General features: G+C 58.9%; 8 protein-coding genes and 1 tRNA gene. 6 read left to right on the forward strand and 3 right to left on the reverse strand.

What is annotated here, in order from left to right:
* Window positions 1–236: 236 nt before the first annotated feature.
* The 3 genes from ACVDG9_RS03540 to ACVDG9_RS03550 all read right to left on the reverse strand — a co-directional run bounded on the left by ACVDG9_RS03540 (window position 237) and on the right by ACVDG9_RS03550 (window position 6,975).
* On the reverse strand, window positions 237–1,280 hold the full coding sequence (locus tag ACVDG9_RS03540; RefSeq protein ID WP_023002175.1) for a Fe(3+) ABC transporter substrate-binding protein: 1,044 nt from the start codon (window positions 1,278–1,280) through the stop codon (window positions 237–239).
* A gap of 269 nt (window positions 1,281–1,549) precedes the next feature.
* Complete coding sequence (locus ACVDG9_RS03545; RefSeq protein WP_367020132.1) at window positions 1,550–2,242, reverse strand: DUF4336 domain-containing protein; 693 nt, start codon at window positions 2,240–2,242, stop codon at window positions 1,550–1,552.
* A gap of 26 nt (window positions 2,243–2,268) precedes the next feature.
* Window positions 2,269–6,975, reverse strand: a complete 4,707-nt coding sequence (locus ACVDG9_RS03550; protein WP_447237308.1) for a PAS domain-containing sensor histidine kinase — start codon at window positions 6,973–6,975, stop codon at window positions 2,269–2,271.
* Window positions 6,976–7,236: 261 nt separating this feature from the next.
* Here ACVDG9_RS03550 and ACVDG9_RS03555 point away from each other — a divergent pair, with 261 nt between their 5' ends.
* The 6 genes from ACVDG9_RS03555 to ACVDG9_RS03580 all read left to right on the forward strand — a co-directional run bounded on the left by ACVDG9_RS03555 (window position 7,237) and on the right by ACVDG9_RS03580 (window position 12,000).
* Window positions 7,237–7,623: a phasin gene (locus ACVDG9_RS03555; protein WP_031269792.1), complete on the forward strand. Its 387-nt coding sequence runs from the start codon at window positions 7,237–7,239 to the stop codon at window positions 7,621–7,623.
* Between the two features lie 366 nt (window positions 7,624–7,989).
* Window positions 7,990–8,508, forward strand: coding sequence for a phasin (locus tag ACVDG9_RS03560; RefSeq protein WP_023002171.1), 519 nt, complete (start codon window positions 7,990–7,992; stop codon window positions 8,506–8,508).
* Window positions 8,509–8,734: 226 nt separating this feature from the next.
* A tRNA-His gene (locus tag ACVDG9_RS03565) sits at window positions 8,735–8,811 on the forward strand.
* Between the two features lie 350 nt (window positions 8,812–9,161).
* Window positions 9,162–9,920, forward strand: coding sequence for an SDR family oxidoreductase (locus tag ACVDG9_RS03570; RefSeq protein WP_447237309.1), 759 nt, complete (start codon window positions 9,162–9,164; stop codon window positions 9,918–9,920).
* Between the two features lie 254 nt (window positions 9,921–10,174).
* Window positions 10,175–11,251, forward strand: a complete 1,077-nt coding sequence (ada, locus tag ACVDG9_RS03575) for a bifunctional DNA-binding transcriptional regulator/O6-methylguanine-DNA methyltransferase Ada (protein WP_447237310.1) — start codon at window positions 10,175–10,177, stop codon at window positions 11,249–11,251.
* Window positions 11,248–12,000, forward strand: coding sequence for a 2OG-Fe(II) oxygenase (locus tag ACVDG9_RS03580; RefSeq protein ID WP_447237311.1), 753 nt, complete (start codon window positions 11,248–11,250; stop codon window positions 11,998–12,000). The genes ada and ACVDG9_RS03580 overlap by 4 nt, the downstream gene beginning before the upstream one ends.
* The last annotated feature ends 8 nt before the right edge of the window (window positions 12,001–12,008 follow it).

Raw genomic sequence — 12,008 nt, forward strand, 5'->3', positions numbered from 1 at the left:
GCGACCTGAATTTTTGCGGTGGCTTTCTTTTCGTCATGCCATGGCTCGACCATGGCATCCATGCCGTTGAGGGTCGGATCGACGTCACATCTGAATTTTGTCGACAGGGAATGGCATGGATTGCCGGATCAAGTCCGGCAATGACGGGCCCCAGATTAGTTTGAAAGTCCGCCTTCCTTGCTCTCAACAGAAAAGCGCCGCAAAATGCGGCGCCCGTCTTTTTTGTCGATATGGCCTCAGGAGGCCGGGCCGTCATCAAAGCCGACTTCGTCGATCAGCTCGCTGGCGGTCTTGCGGTTCTTGGCAATGTCGGCAAGTGACAGGGTGTCTTTCTTGAACTCGCCCCAGCTTGCAACGCGCTCGGAAACCGCTACGCCCGGCTTGACCGGATATTCATGGTTGGTTTCGGCGTAGATCTGCTGCGCTTCATCGGAAGACAGGAACTCGATCAGCTTGACAGCATTGTCCTGGTTCGGTGCGTTCTTCGTCAGGATGACGCCGGCAACATTCACGTGGCTGCCACGGTCGTCGGTGTTCGGGAACAGGATGCGGACGCTGTCGGCCCAGGTCTGCTGTTCCGGTTCCTTCTCGTTGGTCTGCATCAGGCCCATGTAATAGGTGTTGCCGAGTGCGATGTCGCATTCGCCGGCGAAGATGGCCTTGACCTGGGCGCGGTCGTTGCCGGCAGGCTTGCGGGCAAGGTTGTCGCGAACACCTTCAAGCCACTTTTCGGTTTCTTCCGCACCATGGTGGGCGACCATCGAGGCGACCAGTCCGACGGTGTACACATGCTGACCGGAGCGGGTGCACAGGCGGCCCTTCCACTTCGGATCGGCAAGTTCCTCATAGGTGATGCTGTCCTGGTCGACGCGTTCCTTGGAAGCGTAGATCACGCGGGCACGGTTGGTCAGGCCGATCCAGTGGCCTTCCGGATCGCGGAATTCTGCCGGAACGTTTGCATTGACGATTTCAGAAACAACCGGCTGCGAAATGCCGAGCTGCTTGGCACCGTCCAGGCGCCCGATGTCGACGGTCAAGAGAACGTCGGCCGGAGAGTTGGCGCCTTCTGCCGCAATACGCTCGCCCAGGCCTTCAGCCGCAAAGACCACGTTGGTCTTGATGCCGGTTTCCTTGGTGAATGCGTCGAGCAGCGGCTCGATGAGATAAGGCTGACGATAGGAGTAGATGTTCACTTCCCCGTCGGCAAATGCGGGTACAGCGGTAAGGGTTGCCGAAGACAGCAGGGCAGCGCCTGCCAGGATGCGGAAAGTGGAATTCATGTAACTCTCCCGTTGATATGGTTCTTGTTGCCCGGACGCGGGGTCCGAAGCTTGCCGGGAATATGTCGTTAGCAGGGCTTCAAGTCAATAAATCTAGCAAAATCAATACTTTAGAATGATTCAAAACTAACTGGAGGATTGCATTCCACTATTTTGCCGAAAACCGGTGAGAATACAGGAGTTTAAGACTCGACTTTAGGTCTGATGGTCATTGAAGCTTGCTTTGAAAGGTTGATCACGAACGCGTTACCGGCTGGCGTGAAAAACTGTCACACCCAGGCAAGCGCCTGCCGCAGGAAGGCTGTGCCATTGCCTGGCTGCCAGACGCCATGCGCCATGATCACCCTTTCAGGTGACCAGGCAAGGATCCTGTCCCGGCAGGTTCGGGCCTTTCGGCGGTCGAAAAAGCTCAGCCGCCATTCCAGGGGCGCATAGCCCTTGCCTTCGACAATGCCCCATAGACCGGCAATCCAGCGCTGCCAGGGTTTCCAGTGCCGGTGCAAAAAACCTTCCGAGAAATGCTCGCTGAGATCCGCCAGGATGACCGTTGCCGAGGGCCGGTGCAGAAACACCAACTCGTCCATCACCGGAGAACCGGAAAAGCGCACCATGTCGATGACGCCTTCGAATGCATCTGGCACCGCCTCGTCCAGCGCCGGTTCGAAGGCGAGGTCCGTACGCTTGGCAATGGTGCTCTGTGGTCCCCAGAGCCTGGCTTCCGGCCACGCCGCCTTCCAGTCCTGCAGAAAGAGATGGTGGATCTTGTTGGGACTGACGAGATGTGTCGGGGTTCCAAGGGCATCGATCTGCTGCCGGACCGCCGGCGTCAAGGCGATGGGTGACCAGACCCACAGTTTGCCGGACGGCAGGCGAATGATCACACAGCGGGTCGGGTAACAAAATCCGTAGAAGGAGACGGTGTCCCCTTCAAGGATCCAGATATTGCTGTCGACTTCAACCAAGGTGCTCTCCTGTCGGGAGCCCGGCATTACTCCGAAAGCACCCGCTGTGTCGGGAAGATGATTTCCACCAGGGTGCCCTGATCCGGCGTGGAATCGATATGGAAGCTGGCCCGGTTGGCTTCCACCAGTGCCTTGGTTAGCGGCAGGCCAAGCCCGGTTCCACCGCCGCGGCTGGAGGTATGCAGCTGCCGGAACGGTTCAAGCGCCGCTGCCAGCTGCTTGGCTGTCATGCCGGTGCCGGTATCGCGAACCCGCAGCGCGACTTCGCCGTTGCTTTCCAGTGCGGTCGACAGGATCACCTGCCCACCGGACTTGTTGTATTTGATCGCGTTGGACAGAAGGTTCAGCACGATCTGGCGCAGAGACCGCGGGTCAGCCACGACATCGGGCACGGATTCCGGCAGGCTGGCACGGATGATGACACGCTCCCGGTTGGCCTGCGGCTGCATCAGGGCAACGCATTCGTTGATGACGTCGTTGGTCGAGACGGCGGAGAACTTCAGATCCAGCTTGCCCGCCTCGATCTTGGACAGGTCCAGGAGATCGTTGATCAGGCTCATGATGTGCGAGCCGGATGTGCGGATATCCTTGAGATAGTCCTTGTAGCGGTCATTGCCGATCGGGCCGAAGCGCTCTTCCATCATGACTTCCGAAAAGCCGATGATCGCGTTCAGCGGGGTGCGGATTTCATGGCTGATCTTCGCCAGGAAATCGGACTTCTGAGAGCTGGCGTTTTCAGCCTGGCGCTTAGCCTGGGTCAGCTCTTCTTCTGCCGTCTTCCATTGGGTGATGTCGCGCAGCACCGCACAGTATTTGACGTCGTCCTTGTTGCCGCTGATCCGGCCGATGGTCATGAACAGCGGGATGAGTCCGCCGGTCGGAACCTTGCCAAGCACTTCGCGGCCATCGTTCAGGATCGAGGCAACGCCGTTGCGCGACAATCCGTCCAGATAGTCGGCCGCCGCCCGGTGGCTTTCGGGCGCCAGGAAATCCGTGAAGGGCGCTCCGATCATGTCGGACCGGTTGGCGCTGAAAAGCGCCTCCGCGGAGCCGTTCACTTTCAGGATCGTGCCGTTCTGATCAAGCACGAGAACGCCGTCGGTCGCCGTTTCCAGAATGGTGTCCATCTCGGCGATCTGGTTTCGCGCGCTATCAAGTTCCGAGCGGACTTCCGCAAAGAAGTTCGGCGAAGTCGGAGCAGCGGTCGCAGGTGCCGGCTTGGCCTTGCGTTCGGTGATGGAAATCATCAGACCGCGGGTGCCGTTCCACGGAACGGAATGCATATGAGCGTCGACGTTGAGGACACCGCCATCCGACAGGCGCATCTTCATGGTCTCGTCGACTTCACCATCCATGCCTTCGGCGTCCGGCAGCTCTTCCGCATCGTCGATGAAAAGTGCTTCCAACCCGCCGGCCTCGGAGAGCGCGGTGATCGACTTGTAGCCAAGCATGCTCAGCAGCGCCTTGTTGGCGTAGAGAACTTCCCGGTCATGGGCAATGGCGATGCCGATGGGCAGGCGGTCCAGGAGGCTCGGGTCGATAGGGCCGGCTTCCGGAACTTCGGGCGGCAGCTCTTCGACCGGTTCCACCGGATCGGGTGCATCGAAATCTTCAAGGTCGCCCTCCAGCCGTGCTCCAAGGGCTTCGGCGATCTTGCGAAAGGCCTGACGTTCGGGCCGGGAAAGACCGGAGGTATCCACCGGAACAACGCGCGGTTTCACCGTTGCGAGCGGGATGACCTGGCCTGTCGGTTTCGGTTCGGCCGGCTCATCGGCGTCGGCGGTTTCGGCAGCCTTGTCCTCGCTCTCGAAGGCAGCGGTTTCTTCGAAGAACTCGCGCTCTTCAGCCGCATCGTCCGTTTCCAATGACGCAGCCACGGCTTCGATCTCGCGGTCTTCCTCCTCAACAAGATCGAAATGGGTGTCTTCAAAGGCAGGCTCGGGCTCGAACAGATCTTCGTCGCCAGCCGAAGCCTCATCGGTTCCCGTTTGCTGGTCCTCGTCACTTTCGGCAGTTGCGACGGCTGTGGACGACATGTCGTCGTCTTCCGGGGCCGTGGGGTCTTCTTCTTCCTCAAAGAGGTCGCGAGACTTCTTTTCCGCCTCTTTGTAAGCCTTGGCGAGCGACTTGACCGCGCTTTCGATTTCAGCCGGTTTCAGCGCCGCTGGCCCGGAGATACCGGTTGGTTCGGCACTCGCTGGAGTGGGCACTGCAACGGCTGTGGTGGTATCCCCTGTCTCTTCACCGGTCAGCTCGTCACTCGCAGCATCGGTTTCGCTGTCGGTGTCCGCTTCGTCTTCGTCTGCCAGTTCAGTGTCGTCATCATCGATGGCGGTGTCTTCGCTCGACGTGTCGCTGACCTCGTCTTCAGGGTCTTCGTCATCAGCTACTGCATCAGCGTCATCGACGACCGCTTCTGCCACGTCGTCCGTTTCGTCGGTTGCAGTTCCAATGTCCTCAGCGCTTTCACTGTCCTCAGGAACGGTTTCATCGCTGCCGGAGACGGGCTTGTCTTCGCCAGTCTCCGGAACGTCGCTTTCCTCGGGAAGAGCTTCGTCTTCCGGTGCATCTTGCAGACCGGATTCCAGGGCCTTGAACTTGCTGTCGAGAGCTGCGCCAGGCAGATCGTCGAAATCCTTGTCGGCATCCGGGGCAACGTCCTCTGGAGACGTGTCGGTTTCAAGGTGTCGGGTATCCGCCTTGGCGGGCTCGTCTGCCTTTACCGGCGGGTCTGCCGGGCGCTGCGGAGCCTTGCCGGTGAACTTTGCCAGGGACCCGACGAGAGCAGCCGCACTTGCGCCAAGAAAGGTCTTGCCCGCGAAAGAATCCGGTTTTGCCGGTTTCAATTCCGCAAGCTTGGCTGCCGCCTCCGCGGTTGCCTGCTGCTCTGCTGCCTCTGGTGAACCAGCTTCATCGGTACCAGCCTCACCAGTCGATGTATCTGTTGTTTCATCACCTGTTTCAGAGCGGACGTTTTCATGTCCGTTGTCATAGCCCACGGTGGCAATGTCGTCTTCCACCTCTGGCGCCACGGTCACGTCGGCAGCTTCGGCACCGGGCGTGTCTTCCTGCAGCGTTGCAGCGGCGTGGCTGGCTTCATCTTCCGCAAGTGTGTCGCGTCCGGTTTCGTCCGTGTCAGTGTCGGATGCCCCGACAACGGCCAGCGTCGGACCGGAGGGCTGGCTTCCATGCTCCGGCACGGCATCTGCGGTCCGGCAAACTCCGAAGCCGCGATAGCCTTCGAATTTACGGTTCCGGTCGAAGGCGGGCAGGGCGGCCATGTCGACAGGTACGCGCAAGTCCGCACCGGAGACCGGCCAGTCGATTGTCTTTCCGCTCCAGGTATCGCGTCGGTCGAGCGCCCGCGCAATATGGCCACGGGGATCGAGATCGAAAGCGTCGGACACTTCCTTCCAGGTCAGACCGATAATGTCGGTTGAGGAAGGGCCAAGAACTTCGGCAAACTCGTCGGACAGAAAGGTGAAGCGCTGGTCGATGTCCATCTTCCAGGCAAAGCGCACAGGTCTGCGCCGTGGCTGAAAGACAAAGCCGTCCCCACCTTCCATTGCAGCGTCATCAGAGGTGTCTTCGGCCACGACTTTGGCGGTCGTCTCCTCAAGGACACTTTCCTCGAGGTCGAGTTCTTCGAGGCCGTCGTCCTCTTCAGCATCGGCCGAGACGATTTCTGCCGTCTCGTCGTCATCGTCTTCAATCTCTTCCAGGTCGGACAACGCGGCTTCAAGGTCCGCCTCTCCGGCATCCATCGGGGAGATGTCGTCTGAGGTGACAACACCGGCGGCAATGGATTGCTCACTGGCAGCCAGGTCGTCGAGGTCTTCCTCAACAGGTTCTTCAACGGGTGGGGCAGGGGCGGCCTGCGTTGCGGCCATATCGTCAGCGGTTTCAAACTCGTCTTCGTCGGCCCGTACCCAACCGGCGTCGTCCTCACCGGTCTGGGAAACTGTTTCCTCGTCCGTGGACGAAGTGTCAGCGGCAACTGCAGCTCCGGCGGCAACGCCTTCGGCCAGCAGCCCGGCTTCAATTGCTGAGGCGTCCGCTTCTTGCGTGCTTGCGGGGCTGTCTTCCCCGGCTTCAGTGCCGGGATCCGCCAGAGGCAGGTTTTCCAGGACCACCAGCTTCTGGCGGTCCGTCACCTTCAGAACAACGCCCTCATGAAAGTCACCATCGAGTTCCAGAGGACCGAAAAGCGCCGTCTGCCCGTCCGGCAGGTCAAGGTCTTCCGGCGTTCCCTTCAGTTCGCCAAAACAGCCTTCCACCGAACCGGCATCCGTCACGAACACGGTGGCATCATCGGCACGCAACATCTGTGCAAAAGCCGGCACCGGGTCCTTCGTCATGGACAGACCCTTGTCACCGCAGACAATCAGGGCAGCGGCTTCACCGTTGTCCAGCTCGATACGCATACACTGACAGGTCAGCAGCATGACCCTGAGACCCCGGTAAAACCGCAGCCGGTCGATGCTGAACTTGTCTGTAGGGCCGGATTCGGCGATGCGGGAGATATGCGGACGGGCGGGTGAGCGCTCGAGCGACGTCAGGTTGGCCAGGTCGGCTACGGACTGTGCGGAGAAAAAGGAAGCACCGGCAGCATTCGCCCATAGAATACGCGCCCCGTCGGCCGACCAGAGCCAGGCTGCCCTTTTGTCGGCGACAAGCTGAACCAGATCATCCATGGCAGTCAGTTCCAGGAATGATAGGGTTTGTTCGTCCATGGCTCTGCTCCAAACTGGTCTGCAACACCGGTTGACGGGTGCGTGGCGGCCGGATTTGCCCAAAGTGGTAAACACTCCGTTAATACAAGCAATCTCCAACACAGTCCACGTAAAGCAAGGTTGCTAAAGGGGTTACATGAAGGCGTGGTTAATCCGACCGGACAAGTTTGCCGGAATGCCATCGTCGTGTTACGAATTTTTGGCATGGAAGGATTTCAGGATACCCGCCTGACATCTTTCGTCGACCTGAGGAGCGCCGACATGAGCACAGACAAGACCGGTTTTGAAATTCCCGACCAGATGCGCGATTTCGCGGAAAAGAGCGTCGACCAGGCCCGCAAGGCCTTTGACGACTTCATGGGCGCGACCCACAAGGCTGTCAGCAATGCGGAAGACAGCGCGAATGCGGTTCAGGCCGGTGCTGCGGATGTGAACAAGAAGGCGCTGAACTATGCCGAAGAGCATGTCGACGCGGCTTTCAAGTTTGCGCAGGAACTGGTCAAGGCGCAAAATGTCGAGGACATGATGAAGCTGCAGCAGGACTATCTGCGCCGGCAGATGGAATCCCTCGGCGAACAGGCGCGCGAGTTTTCCAACTCGGCAACGAAGGCCGTTCAGGACGCGGCCAAGGCCACCCAGAAAAAATAATCCGGCCGGCATTTTTCCTTGCGCAGGGCGCCAGAGCCCCGCGCAAGGTGTCACAAGTGTTTCATTGAATATTTCCTGTTTTGGTTGTAATGTTTTTCCGGTCCTGATTGCCTGTTTTCGTCTTCCCTTGTCCAGCCAATGGCTTACCGACAAAGGGCTGCAGTCCGCTCCGCTTTTTGCAGAACGGAACCGACGAAACACCAGAAATCCCCGACGGTAAGTTTGTTGTGCAGTGCAAAAAAATGTTGCAATGCAGCACAGCATGCACTATGTAGTGTTTGCGGATGACGACAGGGTCCGCCGGCACACGTATCGGCGGAATGAACTTGCACCAATGATCGCATCCGGACTCAAGGAGATGAGATCATGACTGACACCACAACCACTGCTCCGGCAAAGCCGGCGCCGAAAGCTCGCACCACCAAAGCCAAAACCGCTGCTGCTGGTGTAGCTTTCCCTGACTTCGAGGCTTTTGCTATGCCCAAAATGGAAGTTCCGGCCATGTTCCGTGAAGCAACCGAAAAAGGCATCGAGAACGCTCGCGAAGCCTATGCAAAAGTGAAAAACGCTGCTGAAGACGCAACCGACCTGATGGAAGACACTTTCGAGACTTCCCGCCAGGGCGTTGTCGAATTCAACCACAAGGCCGTTGATGCTGCCAAAGCCAACGCCGACGCAACTTTCACTTTCGTGAAGGACATCATGTCTGCGAAGAGCCTGGCTGAAGCTATCGAGCTGCAGTCCACGTTTGCTCGCCAGCAGTTTGACGCTCTGAGCGCCCAGTCCAAGGAAATGCACGAACTGGCTACCAAGCTCGGTACCGACGTTTCCGCACCGGTCAAGGAAGCGTTCGAGAAGTCCTTCAAGGACATCAAGGTCAACTAATCCGGCATCCTGCCGTTCGCAGTCACCTGATTGCGGTTCGGCAGGGCCATGCCGATGACATCGGCAAACGGTTGTTATGCCCGGGGCGACGCTCCGGGCATTTGCTTTTCAACAGCTCGAAAATTTCCGCAAATTCCCGCTTGCGGGTTGGAAAAAACGAGTTTAGAAGACGCCCTTGCAAATGGCGGCACGGGTCAGTATGGTCCGCGTCACCTCACGCCTTTAAGCAGACGTAGCTCAGTTGGTTAGAGCGTCGGATTGTGGCTCCGAAGGTCGGTGGTTCGAATCCACTCGTCTGTACCATTTCCCTCTTCATTCGTTTTGAAACTGAACATGGTCCCGCGCAGGGCTCTCTTGCGGCCGGCGACATGATTTTCTGTATTGGGTATGCTGCAGCCGGATTGTCCGAAGCTGTTGAGACATAATCCTTCACTATCAAATTCAGAACCGCCGGCAGGTAGACTGTAACCGGGCAGCAATCCCTGTTGTCTGCAAGCCGATCTCCAACGGCGCACACAGGCTGTCCCTGACTTACAGGGACGGGTTCTCGGATTTGACAACAAGAAACGGATAGTTCGGCTCGGCCCGATCATGGCACCTGTCGCTCGGACCCTGGCTCAGGCCGGGGCCAATGACAGACAGGAGAAAACGTCATGGAACTCGAAAACAAATCGATCATCATCACTGGGGCAAGCAGCGGGATCGGGGCTGCTGCAGCGACCCTTTTTGCGGCCGAAGGAGCGAATGTCATCCTCGGTGCCAGGCGCTCCGCGGAACTTGAGGCTGTTGTGTCCAAAATCCGTGAAGCCGGCGGCACGGCCGTTTTTCTGGAGGGCGACGTCAAGGACGAAGGTTATGCCGCGGCACTGGTCGACCTCGCCCTGAAGGAGTTCGGGCGACTGGACGGTGCCTTCAACAATGCAGGCATTGTCGGGTCCATGGAGCCGGTCCCGGACATGGGTATCGGCAACTGGAACGAGGTCCTGACTGTCAACCTGACGGCGGCGTTTCTGGCTGCAAAAGCGCAGATACCGGTCATGAAGAAAACCGGCGGTGGTTCGATCGTCTTCACATCGTCATTTGTTGGTTTCAGCAACGCGGGCATGCCTGGCATGGGCGCTTACGCGGCTTCCAAGGCCGGTCTCAACGGCTTGGTGCAATCACTTGCCTCAGACCACGCCGCTGAGGGTATTCGGGCTCATGCCTTGATGCCGGGTGGCACAATTACACCGGCCGGCGGCGAAGGGAATCCGGACGTCTTGGCGTTCATTGCAGGTTTGCACCCCATGAAACGCATGGCGGACGCAAGGGAGATCGCACAGGCTGCGCTTTTCCTGCTGTCCGACCGTGCAAGTTTCATGACTGGCAGCCCGACGATTGTCGATGGCGGCATGTCCATTCGGCTGACCTGACCGGACGCTTTGCCACAAGGCGGGCAGCCGCCTTGTGGCAAATCCCGGGCCGCCTGTTTCAGGCAACAGCGCCTTTTCAACAGACTTGAACGGAGCCTCCGCTCCGTCCCTTGCCTTGAAATTCAAATATGCCAGCAGCTCGGAAAACGGGTCGCTGAAGATCCCGATTTGAAGGTAAGGACCGGAGTGCACGGTCGTGAAGCCGGTGACAGGATTGGCGAAGTTGACGACAACAATTTCGGGAAGACGCACCAATGGAAGCCTTGAACGACAATCAGACCAAGCTGCCCCTGGCAGAGGACCCTCGATGGGCGCGCATAGCAGCCCGTGACAAGACCGCAGACGGCCAGTTCTGGTATTCGGTGTCGACAACCGGCGTCTATTGTCGACCGTCGTGCCCTTCGCGCCTGGCCAATCCGAAAAACGTACAGCTTCACACCACGCTCGAAAGTGCCCGGGCGACCGGCTTCAGGGCGTGCAAGCGCTGCAAGCCGGAAGGCTTGCCTGCCGGTGCCGAGAATGCAGCAATTGTCGCAAAGGCCTGCCGCATCATTGAAGGCAGCGAAGAAGAGCCGTCACTGGATGATCTTGCTCGCTCCGTCGGTCGTAGCCCCAGCTACTTTCACCGGGTGTTCAAGGCGACGACCGGGCTTACGCCAAAAGACTATGCGTCAGCGCATCGGGCCAACAAGGTCCGTGATGGACTTGGTTCCGGCATAACGGTGACCGAGGCAATCTATGACGCAGGCTTCAATTCCAGCGGACGGTTCTATGAAAAATCCACCGGGATGCTGGGTATGACACCCACGCAATACCGTGCCGGCGGAGCCGACGAGGAGATCAGGTTCGCGGTTGGCCAGACGACGCTTGGTGCCATTCTGGTCGCGTCCAGCAAGAAAGGCGTTGTATCGATTCTTCTCGGAAGTGACCCGGGGGATTTGGTCCGGGATCTGCAGGACCGGTTTCTCAAGGCAACACTGCTTGGGGCGGATCGCGACTATGAAGGTCTGGTGGCCCGGGTGGTGGGCTTCGTCGAATGTCCAAAGATCGGTCTTGACCTGCCTTTGGATGTCCGCGGAACCGTCTTTCAACAACGGGTATGGCAAGCTCTTCAGGAAATCCCTGCCGGAGAAACGGTCTCCTATGCCGAGATTGCCCGGCGTATCAAGGCACCCAAGGCATCACGGGCTGTTGCCCGGGCTTGTGCTGCCAACAAGCTCGCAGTTGCAATTCCCTGCCACCGTGTGGTTCGAACCAGCGGTGCACTTTCCGGCTACGCATGGGGTGTGGAGCGCAAGCGCGATCTCATCGAGAGGGAGAAACGGGCATGAGAAAGCTTACCGCCAACGAGGATCGTTCGGATGCCTTGGCGACCTCTTTAGAGGCTCGGGTTGCCGGTTATGATTGGGCCGCGATCCACGAAGAGTTGAACGGTTTCGGCTGTGCCACGCTGCCTCAGCTCTTGTCGCCCGGGGAATGTCGTGCCCTTTCGTCACTTTATGCCGAGGAAGAGCATTTCCGTAGCCATGTCGTCATGGCGCGGCACGGCTTCGGCAAGGGGGAATACCGTTATTTCAAATATCCACTGCCGGATATTCTGGGTGGATTGCGGACCGCCCTTTATCCCCGCTTCGCCGGTCTTGCCAACACGTGGAACGAGATCATGGGCTTCGATCAACGATTTCCGGTCACCCATGACGCGTATCTGGAGCAATGCCACAAGGCGGGTCAGGTCCGGCCGACCCCTCTGCTGCTGCAGTATGGCGCCGGTGACTTCAACTGCCTTCACCAGGATCTGTACGGAGATCTGGTTTTTCCGATCCAGGTCGCGATTCTGCTATCGGAACCGGGCAAGGATTTCTCGGGTGGCGAGTTCTGCATGACCGAACAACGCCCGCGCATGCAGAGCCGCGTTGAGGTTGTCAGCCTGCGCCAGGGGGATGCCGTGGCCTTTGCCGTTCACAACCGGCCTGTCCAGGGAACGAGAGGTAGTTACCGCGTGAACCTGCGCCACGGTGTGAGCCGTGTGCGGTCCGGCACGAGACACACCGCAGGGATCATCTTCCACGACGCGAAATAGACACCTGC

It is taken from the genome of Roseibium sp. RP-7 (assembly GCF_053005225.1).